General features: G+C 35.2%; 25 protein-coding genes and 2 pseudogenes. 7 read left to right on the forward strand and 20 right to left on the reverse strand.

Annotation, left to right across the window (positions count from 1 at the left end):
* Positions 1–171: 171 nt before the first annotated feature.
* A pseudogene (locus tag AC3IS5_RS11645) lies at positions 172–369 on the forward strand (CPCC family cysteine-rich protein); the annotation flags it as partial.
* Between the two features lie 417 nt (positions 370–786).
* Here AC3IS5_RS11645 and AC3IS5_RS11650 read toward each other — a convergent pair.
* From AC3IS5_RS11650 to AC3IS5_RS11670, 5 genes are all read right to left on the reverse strand, one after another.
* Positions 787–2,022 carry an IS110 family RNA-guided transposase gene (locus AC3IS5_RS11650; protein ID WP_489424562.1) on the reverse strand — a complete coding sequence of 412 codons (1,236 nt, stop codon included), beginning with the start codon at positions 2,020–2,022 and terminating at the stop codon, positions 787–789.
* Positions 2,023–2,595: 573 nt separating this feature from the next.
* Entirely contained in the window at positions 2,596–3,069 is a 474-nt protein-coding gene (locus AC3IS5_RS11655) for a hypothetical protein (protein ID WP_489424563.1), read from the reverse strand.
* Entirely contained in the window at positions 3,035–5,128 is a 2,094-nt protein-coding gene (locus AC3IS5_RS11660; protein WP_489424564.1) for a site-specific integrase, read from the reverse strand. Before AC3IS5_RS11660 ends, AC3IS5_RS11655 begins: the two co-directional genes overlap by 35 nt.
* A 50-nt stretch (positions 5,129–5,178) precedes the next feature.
* The gene (locus AC3IS5_RS11665; RefSeq protein WP_489424565.1) at positions 5,179–6,519 is read right to left on the reverse strand and encodes a tyrosine-type recombinase/integrase; all 1,341 of its coding nucleotides are present in this window, start codon (positions 6,517–6,519) and stop codon (positions 5,179–5,181) included.
* Between the two features lie 890 nt (positions 6,520–7,409).
* Entirely contained in the window at positions 7,410–8,015 is a 606-nt protein-coding gene (locus AC3IS5_RS11670) for a histidine phosphatase family protein (RefSeq protein WP_489424566.1), read from the reverse strand.
* A gap of 257 nt (positions 8,016–8,272) precedes the next feature.
* On the opposite strand from AC3IS5_RS11670, the gene AC3IS5_RS11675 reads away from it, so the two are divergent.
* Positions 8,273–8,818: a GNAT family N-acetyltransferase gene (locus tag AC3IS5_RS11675; RefSeq protein ID WP_489424567.1), complete on the forward strand. Its 546-nt coding sequence runs from the start codon at positions 8,273–8,275 to the stop codon at positions 8,816–8,818.
* A gap of 102 nt (positions 8,819–8,920) precedes the next feature.
* Here AC3IS5_RS11675 and AC3IS5_RS11680 read toward each other — a convergent pair whose 3' ends face one another.
* A complete protein-coding gene (locus tag AC3IS5_RS11680; RefSeq protein ID WP_489424568.1) occupies positions 8,921–9,751 on the reverse strand; it encodes a hypothetical protein in 831 nt (276 codons plus the stop codon).
* A 299-nt stretch (positions 9,752–10,050) separates the two neighbouring features.
* Here AC3IS5_RS11680 and AC3IS5_RS11685 point away from each other — a divergent pair, with 299 nt between their 5' ends.
* Positions 10,051–11,004 carry an alpha/beta hydrolase gene (locus AC3IS5_RS11685; protein ID WP_489424569.1) on the forward strand — a complete coding sequence of 318 codons (954 nt, stop codon included), beginning with the start codon at positions 10,051–10,053 and terminating at the stop codon, positions 11,002–11,004.
* Positions 11,005–11,056: 52 nt separating this feature from the next.
* Here the strand turns inward: AC3IS5_RS11685 and AC3IS5_RS11690 are convergent, their stop codons facing one another.
* Both AC3IS5_RS11690 and AC3IS5_RS11695 read right to left on the reverse strand, forming a co-directional pair.
* Entirely contained in the window at positions 11,057–11,551 is a 495-nt protein-coding gene (locus AC3IS5_RS11690; RefSeq protein WP_489427873.1) for a DinB family protein, read from the reverse strand.
* Between the two features lie 18 nt (positions 11,552–11,569).
* Positions 11,570–12,037: pseudogene (locus tag AC3IS5_RS11695) on the reverse strand (AraC family transcriptional regulator); the annotation flags it as partial.
* A 251-nt stretch (positions 12,038–12,288) separates the two neighbouring features.
* On the opposite strand from AC3IS5_RS11695, the gene AC3IS5_RS11700 reads away from it, so the two are divergent.
* Both AC3IS5_RS11700 and AC3IS5_RS11705 read left to right on the forward strand, forming a co-directional pair.
* A complete protein-coding gene (locus AC3IS5_RS11700) occupies positions 12,289–13,677 on the forward strand; it encodes a TldD/PmbA family protein (RefSeq protein ID WP_489424570.1) in 1,389 nt (462 codons plus the stop codon).
* 3 nt (positions 13,678–13,680) lie between these two features.
* A complete protein-coding gene (locus AC3IS5_RS11705; RefSeq protein ID WP_489424571.1) occupies positions 13,681–15,024 on the forward strand; it encodes a TldD/PmbA family protein in 1,344 nt (447 codons plus the stop codon).
* Positions 15,025–15,103: 79 nt separating this feature from the next.
* Here the strand turns inward: AC3IS5_RS11705 and AC3IS5_RS11710 are convergent, their stop codons facing one another.
* The 6 genes from AC3IS5_RS11710 to AC3IS5_RS11735 all read right to left on the reverse strand — a co-directional run bounded on the left by AC3IS5_RS11710 (position 15,104) and on the right by AC3IS5_RS11735 (position 18,336).
* Positions 15,104–15,529, reverse strand: coding sequence for an OsmC family protein (locus AC3IS5_RS11710; protein ID WP_489424572.1), 426 nt, complete (start codon positions 15,527–15,529; stop codon positions 15,104–15,106).
* A gap of 20 nt (positions 15,530–15,549) precedes the next feature.
* Complete coding sequence (locus AC3IS5_RS11715) at positions 15,550–16,296, reverse strand: amino acid ABC transporter ATP-binding protein (protein ID WP_489424573.1); 747 nt, start codon at positions 16,294–16,296, stop codon at positions 15,550–15,552.
* 12 nt (positions 16,297–16,308) lie between these two features.
* Complete coding sequence (locus AC3IS5_RS11720; protein WP_489424574.1) at positions 16,309–16,950, reverse strand: amino acid ABC transporter permease; 642 nt, start codon at positions 16,948–16,950, stop codon at positions 16,309–16,311.
* A 9-nt stretch (positions 16,951–16,959) separates the two neighbouring features.
* Positions 16,960–17,781 carry a substrate-binding periplasmic protein gene (locus AC3IS5_RS11725; protein WP_489424575.1) on the reverse strand — a complete coding sequence of 274 codons (822 nt, stop codon included), beginning with the start codon at positions 17,779–17,781 and terminating at the stop codon, positions 16,960–16,962.
* A gap of 69 nt (positions 17,782–17,850) precedes the next feature.
* Complete coding sequence (locus AC3IS5_RS11730; RefSeq protein WP_489424576.1) at positions 17,851–17,982, reverse strand: hypothetical protein; 132 nt, start codon at positions 17,980–17,982, stop codon at positions 17,851–17,853.
* A 150-nt stretch (positions 17,983–18,132) separates the two neighbouring features.
* Positions 18,133–18,336, reverse strand: coding sequence for a TetR family transcriptional regulator (locus AC3IS5_RS11735; protein WP_489427874.1), 204 nt, complete (start codon positions 18,334–18,336; stop codon positions 18,133–18,135).
* 296 nt (positions 18,337–18,632) lie between these two features.
* On the opposite strand from AC3IS5_RS11735, the gene AC3IS5_RS11740 reads away from it, so the two are divergent.
* A complete protein-coding gene (locus AC3IS5_RS11740; protein WP_489424577.1) occupies positions 18,633–18,962 on the forward strand; it encodes a DUF3889 domain-containing protein in 330 nt (109 codons plus the stop codon).
* 244 nt (positions 18,963–19,206) lie between these two features.
* Positions 19,207–19,368, forward strand: coding sequence for a DUF1540 domain-containing protein (locus AC3IS5_RS11745; RefSeq protein ID WP_489424578.1), 162 nt, complete (start codon positions 19,207–19,209; stop codon positions 19,366–19,368).
* A 277-nt stretch (positions 19,369–19,645) separates the two neighbouring features.
* Here the strand turns inward: AC3IS5_RS11745 and ptsP are convergent, their stop codons facing one another.
* The 6 genes from ptsP to AC3IS5_RS11775 all read right to left on the reverse strand — a co-directional run bounded on the left by ptsP (position 19,646) and on the right by AC3IS5_RS11775 (position 24,805).
* Positions 19,646–21,370, reverse strand: coding sequence for a phosphoenolpyruvate--protein phosphotransferase (gene ptsP / locus AC3IS5_RS11750; protein WP_489424579.1), 1,725 nt, complete (start codon positions 21,368–21,370; stop codon positions 19,646–19,648).
* Complete coding sequence (locus AC3IS5_RS11755; protein WP_489424580.1) at positions 21,367–21,636, reverse strand: phosphocarrier protein HPr; 270 nt, start codon at positions 21,634–21,636, stop codon at positions 21,367–21,369. The genes ptsP and AC3IS5_RS11755 overlap by 4 nt, the downstream gene beginning before the upstream one ends.
* A 122-nt stretch (positions 21,637–21,758) precedes the next feature.
* Positions 21,759–22,052, reverse strand: coding sequence for a hypothetical protein (locus tag AC3IS5_RS11760; RefSeq protein ID WP_489424581.1), 294 nt, complete (start codon positions 22,050–22,052; stop codon positions 21,759–21,761).
* A gap of 288 nt (positions 22,053–22,340) precedes the next feature.
* Positions 22,341–23,708, reverse strand: coding sequence for a PTS ascorbate transporter subunit IIC (ulaA, locus tag AC3IS5_RS11765; protein WP_489424582.1), 1,368 nt, complete (start codon positions 23,706–23,708; stop codon positions 22,341–22,343).
* Positions 23,709–23,773: 65 nt separating this feature from the next.
* Positions 23,774–24,043 (reverse strand): PTS sugar transporter subunit IIB, encoded by a 270-nt coding sequence (locus AC3IS5_RS11770; RefSeq protein ID WP_489424583.1) that lies wholly within the window; start codon positions 24,041–24,043, stop codon positions 23,774–23,776.
* 27 nt (positions 24,044–24,070) lie between these two features.
* Positions 24,071–24,805 carry a sugar isomerase domain-containing protein gene (locus tag AC3IS5_RS11775; RefSeq protein ID WP_489424584.1) on the reverse strand — a complete coding sequence of 245 codons (735 nt, stop codon included), beginning with the start codon at positions 24,803–24,805 and terminating at the stop codon, positions 24,071–24,073.
* Positions 24,806–24,818 lie beyond the last annotated feature (13 nt).

A 24,818-nucleotide genomic window follows, 5' to 3' on the forward strand; every position in this document is an offset into this window, starting at 1 on the left:
AGAAGACTGTTCGATCCACTTGTTCTGAATGGCGATAACATATAAATAGAATCTCAATGAAAGGTTACCAAAGGGCGCTTTGGGAAGGTTATACTTCAATTAACAAGGTTTAGTTGAACAAGGATATGATAAAATAAAGGCATAAAATAATTAGTAATTTAGGAGAAAATTATGAAAAAATATACCTGTCCTTGTTGTGGTTTTAAAACATTTTCAGAAGAAAATGGTAGTTACGAAATCTGTACGGTGTGTTCTTGGCAAGATGATGGTGTAATGAATGATAACCCAGATTATTGGGGTGGTGCTAATGAGGTATGTTTAAGGCAGGCACAAAGAAACTATATTGAATTTGGGGCTAGTGAAAAAAGATTTAAAGGTAAATTAGTTAGGGAATTTTATGAAAAAAATCCATTATGGAAACCAGTTTGGGAAAGAGAAGCAAGCCTCAGTGAAACTAAAATTGTAAAAATACAAATTGAAGGGAATGTTTTGGTAAGTGGATTCAAAGAATCTATGCAGATTAATGAATTTATAGATGAATTTACTAACCTTCTTGAAAGTAAGGGACGGTCTTTTGGTGGTGAAATTAAACATGTAAGTACACTAATAGATAAAGAATAAGCATTTTAAGTAAAATGATAAATGCTATTCAACTAAACCAGCTAATAGAAAGTCAAGTAAAATATTTTTAATCGAAAAACACTTCATGTTATACTAAAAATGCACAACACAAATAACCCTCCTCATTAATGTGGAAGGTTTTTGTTCTATTTGAAAATACTGTAGCTAAATAGTTACTTGGAACGGTGTTTTCGTTTTTAAAATCGCATAAATCCAGTGTAAAAGCTTATTAGCACAAGCAATAATAGCTACTTTATACGGCTTACCTTCTTCGCGTTTTAAATCGTAGAAGGCTCGTAATCGTTTATTTCGTGCAATGGTTTCATCTGTTGTTTTCTTTTTACGGCTATCTCGAATTGAACAACGAACGGCTATGTAAAGCATGTGGCGAAGTCTAGCTGAGCCGCGTTTAGTAATGTGATTTTTCGTGCCTTTAAAGCGACCTGATTCGAAAACACTTGGGTCTAGTCCCGCAAAGGCTACTAACTTTTTCGGATGATTAAACCGCTCAATTTCCCCAATTTCTGAAAGTATCGTGGCTGCGATTTTTTCACCTATACCGGGAAGTGACTGGATTAATTCATATTCTTCGAGTTGTGCCGCCAATTGATCAATCTCACGCTCTAACGTAGAAAGTTGTTGGCGGTACGCTTGAAGTAAATCAATATACATATTCAGACTGACAAGAAGGCTTTGATAAAGCGTTGACTGAAATGGGTTACGTTCTGCAGCTGCGATTAATCGCTCAGCTCTTTCGTACGCCCACTTATACGAACGTGCTTTACAATGCTTATCAATAAATTGTGCAATCTCTTCTACACTTGTATTTAGTACTGATTCAGATGTAGGGAAGGACTGTAAAGTCCTTAATGAAATCTCAGCGTATAAATCACCAAAAACTCCTTTATACTCAGGGAAAACTTGATCTAATATAGCTTGGAATTGTAGCTTTGTTTGAACCATAATTCCCGTCATATTTTCGTGTTGCCTTGTCAGATGCCTAAGGTTTAAAAGCTGAATACCACGCTTTTTCTGAGGCTCTAAATCCTCTTTGTAATACAGTTCACCTAAGTGATAGGCATCAATGGCATCTGTTTTAGTTTTTCGTAAACTAGAGCTTTTCGCTCGATATGAAACGAGCGGATTGACGATAATGACAATGTATTCTCTAGTTTCTAAAAACTGTACAACTGAGGCATGATAATGGCCAGTTGATTCCAAAACAACAGGTGGTTTTAATCCTGTTTGACGCTCTAAATCTAGTAAATAAGAGTGTAACTCTTCAAGTCCTTCCACCGTATGTTCAATCTTCACACTGTTTTTATAGGGCATTTTTTTATCCAAGAACATTTGAACCTGACTTTCACCTTTGGCGACATCCAGACCAACTACTGGATTCATAGTTTATCTCCTCCTCATGTAGTGTATTGACCGGTAACCTCTATCTAGCTTGTTATTCATATCTTCGCTTGTTATACGGGATCTATTTGTCCCAACCAGCCTAATCATGTGTTAACAAGTAGAGGGCGAACTGTTTAGTTGTCGGGATTAAATCCCACGGGTGCTTCCGTTCTACCCCGGCTACTATCAATCTATAAATTGAATAAAAAATAGTCAACCAGATTTCTCTGGCTAACCTTATAATACGAACAGGGGCTTTAGTGCAACACGTATTTATAACATATACATAAATGAATCTAATAACGTTCCCAAACGCAAGTTTGGGCATACACCATTAAGCTACGAATGTTGTTAAAACAACGTTTCGTGGCTTTTCTGTATGAACTTGTTTATAAATAATTTTATACACTCTCTTCAAAAGTCAGTCATAGCAATGTTTAAGTGGTCTTTCGAGCATGGATGCATGATCGACTTTAATGAATAAAATCATGCATATTTCTTAACGTTGAAAAAAGTTAAGGTAGCCTTGTTAAAAACAATCTAACAAGGCTATCAGGGTATCTCATAAACTCTCTATTTAAACTGCTCAAAATGATTAGCAACCCATCGCTTTTGATTTTCTGCAACATATTGTTCAACTGCAATCAATCTATTCACCAATTCTTCTTTAGAAAGCTGCATATACTTCTTTCTAGCGTTTGTTAATCCTCTTTCGGGGGAAATCCTTCTTAAAGTGGATTCATCAAATGTAGTAGGCTTCTCTGGCTTTTTCCGAGCATTCTTTACTTTATAAGTTCTACTATGCTTTTTGTAATGCTCATATAATTCTTCATTTCGTTTAATAGTATTTATGTGAATACCTTTCTCTTTATCATCAAAGGCTTTTGAATGGTGACTAATATTATGATAGGTTACAGGAATGCCTTTTGAAACGAGGAAATCAATCGTTTGAATACCTATAGATACGGAACGCTCTTTACGTTGCTGATGAACTTTTACGAGCCATTCCCTCTTATCTGAATGGATTAATTCTTGCTTTCGGTTCATATTGACGTTCCTCTCTATATTGCTTAATTAAATCAATCTCTTTCAATTCAATCTTAGCTTGCTTTGCCATCTCTTTCGCTTTTCGAACTTCGATCTGTAATCCCATTTTCTTAAATCGCCTTTCCATATCTTTTGATAATTGAATGACTTCTAATAACTCATCCTCTTGGTCTGGTTCAGGTATTTTTGCTTTGCAGCCTAAACACTGCATTTTTGTAGGGCAAACATAATCTGTAACGCAAGTACCACCCAATACTTTATTAAATACACCTACTTTTTCTGCATGGGAATCAAATTCTTTTTGTAACTCCTGTGGACTTCTTAAATACACATCATCAATATCTACATAACTTGAAATGACATCATGTAACTCACTTACTGATTCTGCGATTTGTGTAGGTGTAGGAGCTGAATAATATTCAGTTATGTTAAAATCCTTTTGATGCAGCATTTTTGCGACAATATCAATCGGCATTTTTTGCAGTTGAACAGCTTCTGTCGCAAATGCATGACGTAATAGGTGTGTTTTTATTGTTACAGCTTTTCCGTCTTGCATCTCAAATAATAATCCATGAAGTAAAAATCGAATGGAACTGTATAAAGCAAATCTGCCTAATGCTTTACCTGCATATTGAAAATAATAAGGCAGAGGTATAGGGAATAAGTGCTTTCTTTCAACTCTGTATAGGACACTTGGAATTTTATCACCGTCATAATGTGCTTTTAACATTCTTGATACCGTTTGAATATGTTCCATCGTTTGTTTACTTAAATAAAACTCTTCTAATGAATCTCTTCCTTTAGGAATAGCTTTATAGGAATAATGTAGCTTGTTGTTAATTTTCTTTACCTCAATGCATTCTTTTGTATTATTAATTTGAAGTAATTCGTTCATTCTTGCACCTGTTGTTGTTAAAATGTCGATGGCTAATAGACCAAATGTACAAGCCACATAAAATGGTTCTACATCTATTAATAAGCCTTCTGCTTTATCCTTGTGTAAAGTGATAAATGTTGAAGGTGTTATTATACCTTTATGCTGTGAAAAAAATGGAAGGGGTTTTTGCTCGTTTTCAGATTCGTATCCCCATAAAGACAAGAAATTTAAAATCTTCTCATGTTCTTCGACTGGTCTGTTTATTGACCAATATCCTATAACATTCTGCTCAATTAATTCATTAAACCAAAGACCTTCGGCTACTGACTCACTCTCTGTGGACTCAGCACGAATAAACTCAAGGAAATAAGCATTATTTTCATCAGAATAAGTTGATTTTTTTTGTTTTGCTTGCTTTATAATTCCATCTGAAAAATCCTTTTGATGGTATAGTACAAAGGAAGGTTTATCCCATAAGCGAAAATGAAATACTTCTCCAATACGTTTTGGTTCTGCATAAGAAAATTCAATTGGTAATGATATTGAATCGGCTTCTACACTCCTTATTTGTTGCTGAAATGCATCTCTTAGTCTTTTCATTTGATTCCATCGTAAATTTGCTTCTGCTCGTATTGTTGAAAGATGTGGCACAATAGCATCTGTTTCATCTTTGCGAGTGTTTTGTGCTTGTTCCAAGGCTAATTTAGTAAAGGAAAAATCCCTAGCATCATATGAAAAGGGTGGTAATAAAAATTTTTGATAATATTCCTGTTCACCTGAAGGAAGGTTATTATTAATCCACTTATTAATTTGGTATTCAGATGATTTATAGTGTCTTAGTAACTCCTTTTTCATATTGTTAGTCGAATTGACACAGATATTACCTTGTAAATATTTATATAAATGAACATCCGCCTCGAAATCTGAAAATGAAGTAATGTTACATTCTCTAAGAATATCTTTGAATCTTGGATGCAAGGTCCTTATTTTGTTATAAATAGTTTGATAGTCTTTATTCATACTTGTTTCAGTTAATCCTATAAGCAATAGTTGATTTTTCCAATCAAAAGTTAAGCAAGTATTATATAGATATTTAAGCAATCGTTTATCCAATTTATCAATTAAAAATTCACCTCTGTTATTTTGTAGACACATTAATCGAGTATCCATTTGCCCAAGCATTTTATCGAACCATTCTGTTTTTGGTTTTAACTGCGTTGTTTCAGTCAAATTTATTCCAACCCTTCTAGTAATTCTTTTAAATCCTCATCAAAGTCTTCGATAGCTGACGATTTAATAACGCTCAACCTTTGCACTAATTTCCTCGAAGTTTGCTGTTGCTTAACATAGTCCTTTTCGTTTTTCTGCATTTGCTCCAACATATTCTCATGAGCTTCTCGATGTTTCGTTTCATCAAAATGATGCTCATACACATTCATCGTATCTGGATTTTTCCACTTCATATATTTAATCAGCTCGTTTTTTCGTTGATGAATTTCTGTTTCATTTTGTGCAACGTTATAAATCTCTCGTAACCGAGAAGTAACGAACCAGTGCCTTGCTTTATGTGGATTTAAACTTAGTTCATTACTCTTCATTGCTCGATTCCAGTGGTAGTACCAAGCGTGATAAGTAAGAGGTGTTCCATTTACTGATAAAAAGATAGGGGCATCATCAGGTAATTGTTCAAAATTCAAATGATTTTCGTCAAAGGATTTTCTTTCAGTATCTATGTAGTGAAACAATCTTTTCACCGTATCTTTACTAACACGTATAAACTTTATTTTTCGACCATGACTGCCTTTATTGAACGTGATGAATTCTTGCTGATTTTTCCGTTTTCGATAATCACCAGCTGTTAACTCAATAATTTCTGATGCCCTTGCCCCCGTTTCAAATAGCATACGAGCTATTACCATTTCACGAAGTGACCAACTTGCTTTTTTACCAGCTTGATATACTTGATAAGGTAAATCTATATCGTCAATGATCTGTGGATGCCATTCTTCGTTGATAATTTTAAAATAGGAATCTGTTAATCTTCGATGAGGAATAACCTCTTCTGTACCTGCAATTGAAGGCATTCTTGGCTTATCCTCTCGATCACCCTTTATCTCCCCTTTGTAGTTGTGCAAGAGAGCTTGACCATCTAAGAATGGATTACTATACGGATACTGTTTCAAACGAATCATAGACTTATAAAAAGATTTTAATGCCGATAAAAAACGACTTATCGTATTAGGGCTTTTACTAGTTAAATTTACAAAGCGAAACGTGTCTTTATCACGAATCTTACACTTCATTTCATGCATCAAATAATCTTCAACCACAACACGTATTTTTTCTTCTGAGTCATTCCATTGCACTTTGTTTCCTTGATAGTTGCTTTCTTTCGCTAACCACTTAAAAAATGGAAGTAGACAATTCAAATAGGATATTGCAGAACTTTTGTCTATTCTTCCTAAACAGTCATGGTAGTAATCTGTTAAAGGTAGAAAGGGTTGATTTTCTCTAAATACAAGTAGCTCATACTTACTTTCGATATGTTTAGGACAATATTCAAACCAATACAATTATTACCCCCCAAAGAGAACGAACGTTCTTATGTTAATGTATTTTTTCGTCATTGTAAAATATTCAATCTTTTAACAAATCAAAATGAGAAAGATAGCCAAAATAAAAAAGCACACTACTAAATTGAATTTAGTAATGTGCATTTTCATTAAATGTGTAACATTATAAGTGAAACACTATTAAATAAGACTTAATGTACAATTACTTGTACTTAATCTTACAGAGTAAGACCTTTTATTTTTTTCGATTAAAGTAGTACTTTTAAACCTTACTATACGCCATCTATTATTAAGATATTTGTTAGTTATAGCCATTTCATAAATACAAGTCACTACTAGTTCTTTTATTACTCATTATTATTCTTTCTGCAAGAAAAATTGATTATTTTTTTGTTTATACACGATTATTTAAGGTAATAATTAGCTAACTATAGCCTTAATTAAAGGAGTGGCATTTTGAAGATTTTATTAGTCTTATCTACCATAGTTTTACCTATTATTATGATTTTTCTTCAGAATAAAAATAAGATGATCGCAATACTTTTTAATATAATTGCAGTTATTTCAACCATTATATTTGGAAGTATTGCATCCACATCCATTTACCAAATCATCGTTGACAATGCTGTTTTTATGACTACAATCCACAAGGTTTTTCTTAATCCTCTCTTCTTGATTACTGGAGGATACCTTGGCATATACATCATATATAGATTAATGATTCTTACACTGGATGAAAGATAATATCTTCAATGATTGGTTTTTATATTTTTTGAACCATAGCTAATCGGTAAAGAGAGAAAATATTATTCCCCTCTCTTTTCTATTCGTAAACAAAAAAACTGACGAAAACTCGTCAGCTCCTCATATTACTATTTGTTTAACCATTATTATTTTAAATTGTTTAGATGATCTAGGCGATTTGAAAATACTATATGCCTTTTATTATCTTTAATGGTCCATTCGTGCAAGCTAGTGTCACCACAATGGAAAATTACATTTGTATCAAATGGAAGCTTTAAAAATGATTGATATAGTTTGTTTATCATTCCCCCATGACTAACAATCGCAATGGTTGCATCATCAGGATTTTCAGAAATGATTTTAGAAAGTATCTTTTCTGCTCTATATCTAAAATCTAATATAGACTCTTGTTCATAAACAGCATCATGAGGTGCTAGACCATTAACTATAGGATACTTTTCTTCCGCTTCTTCGCTTGAAAGCCCAGCTATTAATCCATTATTCCATTCCATTAAATCTTCTTCATATTCGATTTTAATTTGCTGTTTGTTACCCAATAATAGGGCAGTTTGAGTCGCTCTTTTTAAGGTGCTACTATAAATTTTATCTAATTTATAATGATCATTTACCCATTCTGATAAAAGTATCACTTGTTGTTGTCCAACTTCTGTCAGTTCAAAATCTGCTCTTCCTTCATGTACGTTCAGAATATCTGCTTCTGATTCTCCATGTCTAATGATCAATAGTCTCATATTTTATTCCTCCTATATAGTTGTTTAAAAATATTAAATCGGATATAAAAGTTAGCTGTATTTCCCTTTTATCTTACACTTATTCATATATGAAAATACATACAATTCTGGAGAAATTAATTATTTTTATCCTGTGAAGAAACAATTGTTTCTTCACATTGGCAAAGATTTAAATTACTATTATTGTTAAGTTAAAGAATTATAGGAATATTTAAGGTATTAGAAGAAATTCAAATGAAGAACAAGGGGGTAATAAGATGTTTCCTATATTAGAAACAGAAAGATTACTATTAAGAGAAATAACTACAGATGATGCAGAAGATATTTTCGCATATTTTTCTAATGACAATGTTACACGATATTATGGACAAGATACTTTAGAAGATATAACACAAGCAGAAAAATTCATCGACCTTTTTTCAAAAAACTATGCAGAAAAAAGAGGCATACGATGGGGTATTCAAAGAAAAGGGTTCAAGGGCATAATTGGAACAATTGGCTTTCATGCTTGGTCACCTAATCATAAACGAGCAGAAATAGGTTATGAAATTCATCCAGAACATTGGAGAAATGGTTATGCTTTAGAAGCGGTATCTAAAATTCTTTCTTACGGTTTTGATGATATGGAGTTAACTCGTATAGGGGCTATAGTATTTGTTGATAATGCTGCCTCTAGTAAGTTACTTACCAAAGTTGGGTTTCAAAAAGAAGGAGTTCTTCGAGACTATATGTACCAAAATGGTAAAGCTCACGATACATTCATTTACTCAATGCTTAAAAAAGAAAATACTAGTGTTATTTAAATAATGGCGACGTTATTCAAATATTAGGTCTTGGGAGATAAAAAAATAGAGTCGATTCTCCTCATGGTAGAATCAGCTCTATTTTCCATTTCCGATAATGATTTAATTTTCGAAAGAAGTTGCAACTTCTAAAGCTTTCATAGGATCTTTAACTTGATCAATGGTATAAACGATTTTTTCTTTTTGCCAAGTAATTCTGTTACTTGAGCGCTCTACGTCAAGGTGAACGAGTCCGTTTGGTTTAGGAATTGGGAGAGTGTTAGTTTCTAAAAACTTTGTTGCTTCTTTCGCTAGTTTTACTCCTTGCTCCCCTTTCGTTGTTAGCGAGCGTGTATTAAGTGCCCATCTTCCTTCATTCCAACTTGTAAATACTGAACCAGCTCCAGCATCCTGATACCCTGTAATGCCGTAACCCAGATTCACTTTTTGTCCTCCGAGCTTGCTATAATCTTCAAATGCTATTTGTTCACTCGATTTTGTCAAATTAGCGTACTTTTTAACGTTTAGTCGAGCAATCACAGTTGCTTTATGTTTATTTTTTAACGCCTTATTATTAATAGCTATCGGCTTATCACTTTCCATAAATACCACTTCATAATAATTAGCTGATGATTTAGTAGTTGCTGTTAAATGCTTTCCTTTAGATAATGGTAATTTGCTTGGCAATATTTTAGATAAATCCGTTTTCAACTGTGTTTTGATTACCTTCAATACTTCATCTTCAGTTAGAACATTATTTGTTTTGACAACTTCATTTTCGGCGGTATCATTTTGTTCAATTTCACCATTATTATTCTTATTCTTTACCTCTTGAACTTGAGTTTTACTTACACTATTCTCATCATTTGTCTTTACTTCTGCCTTATCATTAGAACAGGCAAATAGTAAATTGATAATAACAAGCAGAGATGACACTTTTCCTATTGCTTTCATTATTATCTTCCTCCCTATAACGGATTAACTACCCTTTTAGATGTTTTACCCTCAATTTCAACAATATAAACTTGTCGAGTTTTTGTCGCTTTCTAATGTATGAGAGGTATTTCTATTTTAGCATTATCTGATAAATATTTGTTAAATAGCTAGAATTGGCGAGTTGGTAGATCATTTCCTTATTCAAATGTTTTAGAGCCAATTTAATTAAATATTAAAATAAAACTATTGATAGAATAAAGTATTGATACTTATCATATTAATCTATATCTCTCATTTAGAGGAAGGGGCATATTAATATGGCATTAAAGCCAGAAGTAAAGTTATTGCTAGAGCAATTAGAACAATCTGGTACTTCACCAACTCACGAATTAAGTCCAGAAGAAGCACGAAACGGTATTGCTATAGAAGAATTAGCAGGTGAGCGTATAGAGGTAGAGAGTGTTGTCAATCGAGCTCTAGACACAAATGTAGGAGAAGTTCCTGTTCGAATATATACACCAGTTAAAAGCATCGATGCTCTACCTGTGTTTGTATATTACCATGGTGGGGGTTGGGTCATTGGAAACCTTGATTCAGTGGATATACCTTGCCGCCAAATTGCTTTCCAGTCGCAATGTGTAGTCGTTTCTGTTGACTATCGATTAGCACCCGAAAACAAGTTTCCAGCAGCGATTGATGATAGCTATGCCGTTATCGAATGGTTAATAGATCATGCAAATGAGTTAAACATAGATGCTTCTAGAATCGCAGTGGGCGGTGATAGTGCTGGGGGTAATATTGCAGCTGTTGTATCATTGAAAGCGCGGGATCTTGGTGTCAACAATATCGTTCAACAAGTATTGGTATATCCTGTGACAGATTATAATTTAAAAACTTCTTCTTATTTGGATTACGCAGATGGATACTTCTTAACAAAAGACACAATGCAATGGTTTTGGAACCATTATTTAAATAGTGATAGCGATGGAGAAAGTCCTTACGTCTCCCCTCTAATAGCAACAAATTTAAAGGACTTACCACCTGCATTAGTTATTACGGCTGAATATGATCCTTTAAGAGATGAAGGTGAAGCTTATGCTAAAAAACTGCAAGAAGCGAACATCCCTGTTCAGCTAAAACGTTACGATGGTGTCATTCATGGTTTCTTTTGGATGGCCGGACTGCTTGAAGAAGGTGCAGATGCCATTGAACTTGTATCAAGTACGCTTAGTAAAGCATTTGAAAATTCAACAAAAGATAGCTTAATATAAGCAATCTAAAAAACAGGAGTTAAGCATGTTAACACAGCTTAACTCCTGTTTCTTATTTCACCTGAAAATCTTTAGAGTACTTACTATTAAAAAATTCAATTATTTTCTTTTTGTGATGGTTATCATGCCAAATAAAGCTGCTAATGTAGCTATACATTGAAAAAGGCTCACCTGAATATGGGTCAATCTCATCTCCATTGATTTTAAATTGCACATAAAATTCAGAGTCAGTTTTGTTCCTTAATTCGGCCACTAGACTTTTTCTACTTTCAACAAATTGATCAATTAGGCTTATCCCAGATATACCTGATAAAGCATAGTTAGAAGCCTGATCATTTAATTCTTGAAAGTCTATACTCTTAATATCAGCATTCTGTTTCATATTTGGTAGGATTTCTTCCAGTACATATTGATCCCAATACGCTAAATGTGCAATAATTTCAGCTACAGACCATTTACCTTTTACTATAGATTTGAAAAAATCCTTCTCAGGATGCTCTTTCAAGCTATAAACCCAGTCTTGAGCTTGCTCAAATTCTGTAATCACTTCATCTTTAGATAACTTTTTCTTAATAGGTACATACAAATCAACTTTGCATTTCCCCTCGATATCATCTAAAGGATTATTCATACTAAATTCAAGACTAATCTTATCATCTGAAACATAGTCACTTTGAGGTATCCAATCTCCAAAAACGGCTTGATAAGCGTTGATTAATTTATCTGATGTATCATAGAACTGATAGAGAGCATACAGTCCCCCCGTTATTGTTTTAAATTGTATTTCCGATTGCTCTTCTTTTACAAAATCCTTTGGTAATGTAATACAAGCGTCGTGTCGACACAATTCCGGAGCTACAAACTCAGGATTATCAAGAGAGAATCCTATATAATTTTGCGTAGGTGGAAACAATCCATTTCTTGCTGCCCACTCCCCTAGTCTTTCCCAATGATTACTAGGTTCAAAATAACTTCCAACATGCCTAATATAGGCTACCTCATAGTCTGGAAGATTTTTAATCACTATACCCATTTCTAATAACCTCCAAATATTCAACTAAACACTAACTTCTATATTTAATATAAAAACTCCTTTTATTAAGGCATATTTTCAAGCTATATTGTCGTCAATCTTTTGGATATTTATATCTTAATTACACTGACTTTTATCACTATTGTAAGCAATAATATCCTTAAAAATAAATTTAAAATATACAAAAAATTCTATTTATTCCAACTAAACGCTCCCTTTTACGTTATAATTTTATTAAGGGGGTAAGGTAAATGATCAAACAATCTATTATTGAAAACGTGCTTAATGCGGCTCTTTCTACGGGGGGTGACTTCTCTGAAATATTCATTGAAGATAAGTATGTAAATAACATTGCATTACAAAGTAACAAAATAGAAAAAAGTATATCTGGTCGTGATTTTGGAATAGGTATACGTATTTTTTCTGGTCTTCAAAGTATTTACACATATACGAATGATATTTCTGAAGAAGGCTTGTTACTCGCAGCTAAGCGGGCTGCACTTGCTATAAAAGGCGGCGGAACAGGTACGATTCACCCGCTCCAAAAAGAGATATTTAACCCAATTCACCAAATCGCGCAAATGCCTCAAACAGTAGAACATGCAAGGAAAGCTTCTATTATGCGACAGGCAAATGAAATTGCTAGAAATTATGATGAACGCATTCGTCAAGTTGGTATACGCTATATGGACGAAGAACAAAACATCCTCATTGCCAACTCAGAAGGAAAGTTTGTGGAAGACACTCGTGTTCACAGTAGACTAGCCATTCAAGCAACTGCTTCAGAAGGCAATGAACTGCAAACTGGTTTCTACGGACCTGGTGCTCATGCCGGATTTGAATTTATGGAAAACCTAGATTTGACTCACTATGCAGGAGAAGCAGCACGTATAGCAGTAACAATGCTGCATGCAGAAGAATGCCCTAGTGGGAAATTCCCAGTAATCATTGACAATGAATTTGGTGGCGTTATTTTCCATGAGGCTTGTGGACACGGACTAGAAGCCACAGCTGTCGCAAAAAACAATTCAGTGTTCGCAAATCGAGTTGGTGAAAGAGTTGCACCGGAAATTGTCACTTACATCGATGACGGTACCCTAGCAAACGAATGGGGTTCACTTAATATTGATGATGAGGGTGAGAAAACAAGAAAAAATGTCTTAATTGAAAATGGTATTTTAAAAGGTTATTTAATTGATAAATTGAATGCACGTCGTATGAAAACTGAATCAACTGGCTCTTCACGCCGCCAGTCTTATCGCTTCAGTCCGACATCACGTATGACAAATACGTATATCGCTCCAGGTATATCAACACCAGAAGATATTATCGCTTCAACAGAGTATGGCATTTACGCAAAATATATGGGTGGAGGTCAAGTTAATCCAGCTACTGGTGACTACAACTTTGCAGTTGAAGAAGCATACATCGTAAAAGATGGAAAAATTACACACCCAGTACGGGGAGCAACACTTATAGGGAACGGAGCAAAAACATTACAGTTAGTTGATCGCGTTGGGAATAACCTTGCACACGGCGCAGGTATGTGTGGAGCGATGAGTGGCAGCCTTCCAGTTAATGTCGGCCAGCCAATGATTCGTGTCAGTGAAATTACAGTCGGTGGGACAAAGGGGGAGTAAGTAATGAAAATCACTGAATTCCAAGAAAAACTGCTTCAAAAAGCAATGGATGCCGGTTTCAAAGAAGCTGAAGTATTCTATGAAAAAGCTGAATCATTTCAATGTATGATTTTTGAAGGAGAAATTGATAGCTACGAAACATCTGTGGATGGTGGACTTAGTTTACGGGGTCTTTATAACGGTAAAATGGGTTATGCCTATACAGAAAAAATCGATGAGGATTCGATATCATTTTTAATAGACAATGCAAAAGCAAATGCAGACGTGCTTGATGAGGATGATGGAACTGATATTTTCGAGGGAAGTAGTGAATATACTAACTATCAATCTTATAGTGAAGGACTTGCGAATGTACAAATCTCTGAAAAGATTGCGTTAATTAAGTCTATTGAAGAAAAAATACGTACTTATGATCCGCGTATTGTAACACTCGACTATTGTGGACTTCAAGATTTCTCAGGAGAACAATCATTAGCAAACAGTAAAGGTCTTTCATTAACAGAGAAAAAGAATGGACTTATCATATTCGTTTCAACAGTCGTTAAAGACGGCGAAGAAATGAAAACAGGTAGCTTCAGGAAAATGACTCGTGATTTCCAATCGCTCGATGCCGATGAAATTGCCAAAGAAGCTGCAGAAGAAGCATTATCTAATCTCGGTGAGAAATCCATTCCGTCTGGAAAATATCCCATAATAATGCGCCATAACGCGGCTGCTTCATTACTTTCAATATTTACGCCTATCTTCTCTGCAGAAAACGCACAGAAAGATCAGTCACTTTTAAAAGGAAAAGTAGGAACACAAATTGCATCAAATTTAGTGACATTACTAAATGATCCATTCCACTCAGAGGCACTGTCTGGATCAAGTTTTGACGGAGAAGGTGTTGCTACAAAAAAACAAGCAATTATTTCAAATGGAACTCTTGAAACATTACTCCATAACAGGAACTCTGCAAAATTAGAAGGTTGCGAAACAACAGGAAATGCACATAAACCTTCATACAAAAGCACGCTTTCTATCGCACCACAAAATATGTACATTACAACTGGTGAAAGAACTTTAGATGACTTACTCGTATCAGTATCTAAAGGAATCCTTATTACAGACTTGTCTGGTCTACATTCAGGCACGAATACAATTTCTGGAGATTTCTCCGTTGAGGCGACTGGTTTCCATATTAAAGAAGGTAAAATTGCATCGCCAGTTAAACAAATGACCATTGCAGGTAACTTCTATGAATTGATGAAGGATATTGAGGAAACCTGTACAGACCTTTACTTCCTTCCAGACGGCTACGGTTCCCCTTCACTACTTGTTAAGGAACTTTCCGTTACAGTTGATTAATAAGCCATTCTAATATGTAGACAAAAAATCATTTAATACAAAAAAGCTGCCTAAATCTTAGGCAGCCCTTAAATGATTACTATTCAGTTATATCTACTTCCTCACCGTTCAACATTAAACGATAAGTAACTTCAGCTTTCAATGAGGCAGAAACTGCACAATACTTCTCTTCTCCGAGCTTGATTGCACGTATAACTTTTTTTGCAACTATGTCGCCTTTTACATCAAACAATAAAGTTGCCGCTGTGAAAGCAGTTGGAAGTTCTTCACGGCGTTCACCGTTTACTGTAATTTCGATAGAATCGATTTTATCTAAATGTGGTTTTAAAATCATTGTAACATCAATTCCTATACAGCCTGCTAAAGAACTAAGTAACATTTCAGTTGGTGTTGGAGCTTTACCTTCTCCCCCGTAGTTAGCAGTTGCATCCATTGCCATTGGGTATCCTGTTGGACCTACTGCTTCAAAGGCACGTCCACCTTGCCATTTTGCTTTTATTTGCATATTAATCAACCTTTCTTCTGTTAAAATTCATTTACTTTTGCTAAAAATTTCTGAGCACGTACTGTCGATGGTTGTGTGAAGAATACTTTTGGTTCTGCATCTTCGACAATTTGTCCATCTGCCATAAATAATATACGGTCTGCCACATCTCTTGCGAATTTCATTTCATGTGTGACAATCACCATCGTCATACCCTCTTCAGCAAGTTCTTTCATTACTTGCAAAACTTCACCGACTAGTTCTGGATCCAATGCAGATGTTGGTTCATCAAATAGCATGATTTTTGGTTCCATTGCAAGTGCTCTAGCAATGGCTACACGTTGTTGCTGACCACCTGATAATCTTGAAGGATAAGCATCTTCTTTCTCTTGTAAGCCAACACGTTTTAATAATGCAGAGGCCATTTTTCTTGCCTGTTCTTTTGATTGTTTTTTCACGACTAGCAATGCTTCCATAACATTTTCAATGACCGTTTTATGTGGATATAGATTGAACTGTTGAAACACCATACCCGTGTCTTGTCGTATGGCGTGAATTGTTTTTTTGCGAACTTTTTTCGAATCAGTTGCTTGTAACAAATGATTATTAACAGTAACACTACCACCTGTGATAGTTTCTAGCCCGTTTAAGCAACGTAAAAATGTACTTTTCCCTGAACCACTTGGTCCAATAACAGCAACAACTTGATGGGCAGGAATCGTCAATGAAATATGCTTTAAGACTTCATTTTGATCGAAGCTCTTTGACAAGTCTTTTATTTGTAACATTACGTTCCCCCCTTAATAGACTGATAATCTTTTTTCGATTTTATTTAATATAAATGTAAAGACTGTACTCATAATCCAGTACATCAACCCAATTGCTAAATAGAACGGCATATATACATAATACTGTGCTACAAGTAGCTGAGCAGAACGCATAAGTTCCGTTACCGCAATGACTGATACTAATGATGTTTCTTTTAACATCCCCACAAATGTGTTACCAAGTGGTGGAATGGCATAGCGAATCGCTTGTGGAATAACCACACGACGCATCGCCTGTGCTTCTGTCATCCCTGTTGCAAGTGCCGCTTCAGTTTGACCAGATGGTACAGATTGAATTGCACCACGGAATGCCTCAGAAACATAGGCACCAATATTAATACTTAACGCAATATAAGCAGCTGTTAAAGCATCTAATTCGACGCCATAATCAACAAGCCCATAATAGACAATGACTATTTGAACAAGTGGTGGTGTTCCACGAATAATCGATACGTAAACTCTCGCAATTCCGCGGAAGAAACGATTGCCCTTAATACGAGCAATCGCCGTTATTAAACCGATTATTAAGCCAAAGAACATTGAAACCACTGTAATTAATAGTGTATAATAAGCACCTTTTAGTAAAAAAGGAAGATTATCAATAACTATATCCATCTAAACTTCCTACTTTCCTAAATCTGCTTTTGGTTCTTCATCAAACCATTTTACGAAGATTTCTTTATATGTTCCATCTTTTTTCATATCAGCTAATGCTTTGTTCATCGCTTCAACTAATTCTTTATTACCTTTTTTCACTGCAACTGCTGCTTGATCGGATTTAATCGGTTCACCGACAGCTTTCACTTTAAAACCATTTTTTTCAATAATTGGTTTTAATGCATAAACATTATTAATTGTTGCATCTACACGGCCTGCATCTAAATCTTTTAATGTTGTGATGACGTCATCATAAGTGTTGATTTTGAAGTCCCCCACTTTTGGCATTAAATCATTTCGTAAAAAAGCTTCGTCATTTGTGCCGAGACCAACACCAATTTTTTTACCTTTGAAGTCTTCTACCGATTTAATAGAAGTATTATCCTCTTTTACAATAACTTTCACATCATTTGTAATATAAGGTGCCGTAAAATCAACTTGTTTTTCACGATCTGGCGTAATCGTTACTTGGCTTAATAAAGCATCGTATTTCCCTTTTTGTAATCCCGGTATTAACCCCGAAAAATCTTGAGCAACAAATTTTGCTTCTACATTTAGTCGTTTTGCCAATTCTTTTGCAATATCCACATCAAAACCGGTATATCCTTTATCTTTATCCATGAAATTATAAGGTGCATACGTTCCCATAATCCCTACTGTCATTTCACCTTTTTCTTGAATTGCGCTTAATGTATTATTATTTTCTTTTTTTGTCTCACTATTGCCACATGCACCTAAAATAAGTGCAGCAGTTGCAGCAAAAGCGAAGAAAATTTTGCTTTTTTTCATTATGTTTTCCTCCTTTGATTACATACCAAACAGTCCAAAAAAACTCAATTTGAACGGTCTTTCACCAAGCTACTTTAACTCTAATTGTTGCCATTCCTTATTCTCAGATTGAAATAACCATCTTGACAATGCGCATACTAACAAGCTCATAACAAATGCCGAATGTAATACTGGATCTACTGGACGTGGTAACATTTTCAAGGCAGAAGCTCTTGAAATATTATTTGCTAAAGCTTATTTCATCTCTTTTTTAATCTTGTCCACTTTCTGTTGCAGAATCGGTTGAGAATAGATTCCTTTAAGTAGGATTCCCATAAAATATCGATTTTCCCCTGCAAAGTGAAAAGTTGTTCAAAAAGATTTTTTGATGATATATATTGTATGTAAAATTGCTAAACGTCCTTCATTCACCATTTCAATAGCAATCATTTCCTTACTTTTGAAATTCCAATAAAATGTTCCCTTGTATAGATTAGTTTTCGCAACAATGTTAGAAATCTTCGTGTTATCTAGCCTTGTGTTGCAGACATTTCTAAAACAATCGAAAATTGCTATTGTTTACGTTCTTGTTTGCGCTTATCTTGTGTGGGAATGTTAGTCAATTCCCTCGACTGATTCACCAGTCAACTAAATCCTATTAGATTACTAAGTTATAGTCAACTATTATTACTTAAATTCACTAGTTTTTATATCTTTTTATACCTTTCTATTTTTTACTTTCATTTTTCACAGTAATGGTCTTTTATTTGTTGTCTAAAATCTGTAGTTTTGGTTTTTTTATAAAGTTTACTTAGTACAGAATGATTTTAAGGAAATAACTCATTCTATATGAAAAGGAGATGGGTTAAATTATGCGAAAAACGTTAATTGCACTTGGAATTTTTATGATAGCCAATGCAGCATCAATACATATACCAACAAACGCTCATGCCCAGCAAGAGATTCCTGCATACGTTAAGTGGGGAAAGATCGCTTTAATAGAGACAAATTCAAAATATCCCAATGCAAAAATAATTGATTACCTCCATCAAGGTAGAGAATCGAATAAGAATACAACAACTGAAAAGTTTAAGTTATGGTTAAAAGAGGGAAACAGAGAATTCGGCGTTTTTGTAAGAATCGAGTATACTACCGATACTGAAAAAGTGCTTAAAATTGAACTTCAAGAAACTGCTAAATAAGAAATCTCAGTAGAATCAATTACACTCAATAGTTTTATCTTTTCTCATTGGTCATACATGTATCTATATTTAGTTTCATTTGTAAAACAAACTCGTTTTTTTATCACTTTATGGAATTTTAACACTAAAGGAATGAGCATCTATAAACTCCGTAGCGAAGAAATAGTTTTTGCTGAGCTTTCCTAAATCAAGTATTAATCACTTCATTTTTGTTAAAGATAAACGAAAGAGGAGGTGTGATACTATGACTCAACAGGTTCTTTGCGAAGTGAATAACTGTACGTTTTGGGGTTCTGGAAACAAATGTACTGCCGAAGCAATTTATGTAGTAAGTCAAAAAGGTAAACAAGCATCCAATAGTGAAGAAACAGATTGTAAAACATTCTCTCCAGAAAAAAATAATTAATTTTTTTTAGGGTAACCAAGTTATGGTTACCCTTATAAATTCTCATTACTATAAAAAATCACCATTTCATCAATAACTTTTTATGAGCATTTTTTACTCCCCCTCTCCGTCTCCTGCAAATAGGCAATGTCGAGTAAAAGTAAAAAAACTGCACGAGGCAGTATTCACGGAAAATGTTATGTATTTATGTATGTGATGGGTGCATATGCCTGGATATGAATGTTTCACTATTTATTGTTGATAAAACCAATGTCATAGGCACCTAAAACTAAGAATTTTAACACCAACATAATAAATTACAGCGAGCTCTGACAGCTTGAGCAACTTCTTCATTTGTTCTAAGTTGAAGTGCTTCATTTGCAAGTTCCACCATATCACTTTGTTTCAATTGACTGATTTGTGTGCGTGCTTTTAGAATCGACGAAGCACTCATTGAGAATTCGTCCAATCCCAAACCTAGCAATAGCGGAATGGCAATTTCGTCTCCAGCCATTTCACCGCACATTCCTGTCCATTTCCCTTCACGATGTGAAGCATCAATCACCATCTTAACAAGGCGCAGGATTGCTGGATTATATGGTTGATACAAGTAGGAAACACGTTCATTCATACGATCTGCTGCCATCGTATATTGAATTAAGTCATTCGTTCCAATACTAAAGAAATCGACTTCTTTCGCAAACTGATCTGCAAGTATGGCAGTTGAAGGAATTTCTACCATAATGCCGATTTCAATCCCATCCGCAACCGCTGTTCCATTTTCCAAGAGTGTCTGTTTCTCTTCTTCTAAAATATCTTTTGCTTGGCGGAATTCTTCTAGCGTTGCAATCATGGGCAACATAATCTTCAAGTTTCCAAATGAACTCGCTCGTAAAAGAGCTCTTAATTGTGTGCGAAATATGTACTTCTCTTCCAAACATAAACGTATAGCCCGGAAACCTAAGAATGGATTCATTTCTTTAGGTAGCTTTAAATATGGAAGCTCTTTATCCCCTCCGATATCTAGTGTACGCACAACAACCGGCTTATTTCCCATTCCTTGAAGAACACTCTTATATGCCTCAAACTGTTCATCCTCAGTAGGCAGTTGATCTTTACCCATATATAAAAATTCTGTTCGGTATAAACCAATACCTTCTCCGCCATTCGAAAAGACCCCGGCTAAATCTTCCGGGTTACCGATGTTTGCAGCTAATTCCACATGATGGTGATCGGCAGTAGCCGTTTTTCCATTCACTAACTTCGCCCATTCTTCTTTTTGTTCCTTGTACTTTTGATGTTCCTTTTCATATGTGGCGATTTGTTCGGAAGTAGGATTAATCTGCACGATTCCATTTAATCCATCCACGATGACCATGTCACCATCTTGGATATGCTGTGTTAATTCATTCGTTCCAACCACCGCTGGTATTTCCAGTGTACGAGCCATAATTGCGGAATGAGAAGTTCTTCCTCCTATATTTGTCGCAAAACCTTTAACATACTTACGATTTAATTGGGCAGTATCTGAAGGTGTTAAATCTTCGGCTATAATGATGACTTCTTCAGAAATCGTACTTGGATTCACAACTTTAACACCTAGCAAATGCGACATAATCCGTTTGGTTACATCCCGAATATCCCCCGCTCGTTCTTGCATATATTCATTGTCCATTCCTTCAAACATTGCAATGAACATATTCGTTATTTCTTTAAGCGCATATTCCGCATTCACATTCTCTGTGTTAATTTTTTCTTCAATCGGTGTGATTAACTCCGGATCATTTAACACTAAAATGTGCGCATCGAATATCGCTGCCTCTGCTGCTCCAAACTCTTTTTCGGCAACCGCGCGAATACCTTTTAATTCACTTTTAGCGATAGACATAGCGGACCGAAAACGATTAATTTCTTTTCCGATGTCTTCAATCGTTTTTTTATTGAATGATAAATCTGGCTCAACTAGAAGATATGCTTTTGCAATTGCAATGCCGCTTGATGCCGCGATTCCTTTTAAGTTCATGCATTTACCAATCCTTCCTTTTTCAATGTTTCTTCTAGTTTCTTTAATGCTTCTTCTTCGTCTGATCCTTCAGCATTAATTTTAAATTCCTCACCAAATGGAATTCCAAGAGCCATCACACCCAAAATGGATTTTAAATTTACCGTTTTCTCTTTATAAGTTATTTTTATTTCTGATTCATAATCACTTGCTGCACTAACCAATACAGATGCAGGACGTGCGTGTATACCTGCTTCATCTACTACGTTAAAGTTTTTTTCAATCATGCTTTTCAAACTCCTTTATTGAGTAATTCGAATACTTGCTAACAGCAATTAAATCTTACGCAGGCTAAATAAGAAATGGACGATTTTAATGATCTATCTAACTTTTATACTTGGATTTAAGTTTATTTTTGAGTATGGATAGATCCCATCTTTTCCTCGACTTCTTTAATACATTCCATTTCGTGTTCTCGTTTAGGGGCAAATGCGATTTTCGCAATTTTTCCGTTCGCGAGCTCTTGCCATCTTTTATATTCAGCTTCATCAGGATCCTTAAAGTACCCCGCATTTTGTGAACCTTTATGCTTCTTAGTGAAGTAAGGTCCTTCTAAAAATATTCCTTCCGACTGAGCTCCTGTCAATCCGCTGTCAGCAGCACTGATAATGGCGTTGATTGTCTGTTCCGTCCATGACGTCATGCCCTTTGATTCCATGAATATTGGTGTCGAATAAACCTGGCGCTATCATGAATCCTGACAATCCTTCACTTCTGAGTTTTCGGGACTTCATCTCTGAATGCCCCGAAAACCCAATTCTTCTCTTCTAGATAATCCATTTTTCAGTCTTCGTTTTCAAGCAGAAATCGATCGGCAGTAATATAATATGTCCTTTTTTCTGCTTCCTTTTTTAAAAATTAACTAGTTATAATTTACAAACTACCAATTTGGACATATCAGCCCTACATGACCTACAAGTTGCACTCTTACTTAAGCAAATTTTTCTACTTCACTTTCTTGTTTCTTTTTCTTTTTTATAAATCCTGTTGCTAGCACGCCTAGGATGGATACGATTACAACGACAGGAATGATATTCAGATCTGAGAATATCTTAAGCAATGTGAGTACTATAATTCCATCTGGCACAAGAAGGGCTATACCGGATATACCATACTCCTCTAGTCCAAATAACGGATAGAACAATGCTACAGGAATAGTTAATACCAAACCGTATACTACACCAGAGACCATAGCCCCACGTCTTCCTCCTAGTGCATTTCCAAATATACCTGCTGCTCCGCCTGTGAAGAATCCACCTATAATAGAAGGTAAAGGAATAACCGTACCAAATGCTTTCGATACAAACATTCCTATAATCATACCGATTACGGAAAAGACAAAACCGAGCATTAAAGCGGTTGGAGCAAATCCGAAAATTACAGGCACATCAAGAGCTGGCTTAGCGCCTGGAACCAATTTAACTGCAACTCCTCGGAATGCCGGTACGATTTCTCCCAAGAACATTCTGACCCCTTGAAGTAATACTAGAACTCCAGCAGTAAAGCCAAAAGCCTGAATAATAGAGAACACTAACCAATTCTGCTCACCACTTAATGTACTGACAAATTCAGATCCAGCCACAAGAGTTGTGATTAGGTATAAAACTAACATCACTGCTGAAATTGAAATCGCTGTGTCTTTAAACATTTCAAGACCTTTCGGCATTTTAACTTCCTCAGAATCTTTCGAAGCATTTCCAAATACTTTTCCTATATAAGCAGATAAAACAACACCACTTGTCGTTAAGTGCCCATATGCAATATCATTATTACCGGTAACTTTCCTCATAACAGGCTGTGCTAGAGCTGGGAATAAAACTAAAACTAGTCCTTGAATTAAAGAACCCCAAAATACAGCTTCTGTAGTAGAATACCCTAGATCATAAAACGCCCACGCTAATGCTCCCGACATAATCCAAAGCATGTGTCCTGTCAAATAGATATATTTAAATGGTGAAAACCTTGCTAGAATGATATTTACAACGAACCCAAAGGCCAATATTAATGATGTATTACGTGCTATTTCATTAACATTTTCTGATAAAGCACCTATTACTGCTTCATCAAAAGGTACAACTCCCGTCAAATTAAAAGCTTTGGTAAACATTTCACTAAACGGTGTAATATAATCAACAATAATACCCGCCCCGGCGCTTAAAATAAGTATACCTAAAATAGTTTTGAAAGTTCCTTTGACAACATCTCCAAATGCCTTGCGTTGAATTAATAGACCGATTAGGGCTACTAGTCCAAGCATGATCGCCGGAGTTGTCAATAATTGAATTATGAATTCTAGCATATACATCCCCCCATTTCTTTTTGATCGTTCCTCAGTCTTCTTTCATTTCAGCTCGTTAACTATTTTTATGCTTCAAAAAAGCTTGTAATCTTGTCCTTAATTTCTGCTTTATCCACCATATTGTTTAAATAAATTACTGGGGCATCCACACTTGGGAACGACCCTTTCATATCATTCGACGTAACAAATAAATCTGCACTCAACCCTTTCGCTGAACCCATATCGATTGCCTCAACATTTGCTTTTTTACCAATTTCTTTTAAAATATCATCAATTGTCATTTTCACCATTAGACTTGTTCCAAAACCCATTCCACATACTGTATATATTTTCATAACTATTCTCCTCCTGTTTTTCAAGTTTTATAGACATTTCACTCGGCTTTTGTATTTTTTAACATGTTCTTTATTAATGTTATCTCCCTTGTCTAAATTTGAGCTTACCCATATGCTTGGTTCTACTCCTTCTTCCAGTAGACTGCTAATAGTTTGTGCGATAATACTTTGCAAGATCATAAACCCAATGACAGAAGATGTTGGACCAAACTTTGTTGCAAATCCTTCTACTTCGATAACTGCATCTCCACTAACGCCACAATTATCTAGAATGACATCCGCGATATCAATTAATTTTTTCCCTGAAGCATGTCTAGAGGTAACGTCATTTGTAAATTCACTTGAAGTTAACGCAATGACCTTTAATCCCTTTTCCTTTGCTTCTAGCGCCATCTCAATTGGAACTGAATTTCTTCCTGACGTAGATGCTATGATAATGACATCGCCTTTTTCCGTCTCTTCACTATCAAGAATCTTTTTGGCATATCCGTTCAATCTTTCAAACCAAGTACTTTTTGTCGCTTCAGGTCTTAAAGATAAAGCGGGCTCAAGTATCGCGTTAACAGCTACTAGACCACCGGCTCTATAAAAAACTTCTTCCGCATACATTTGGGAATGTCCGCAGCCAAATATGTGTATCAATCTATCGTTTTTGACTGCCTCTTTGATCAATAGGGATGCCTCATTAATTGCATCCATTTGAGTAGCCTTCACTCGTTTAATAATCTCTTCAATTTGCTCAATATAGTTTAATGCCATCATTTTACCTTCACCC

The sequence above is a fragment of the Viridibacillus sp. KH_047 genome (genome assembly GCF_057838945.1).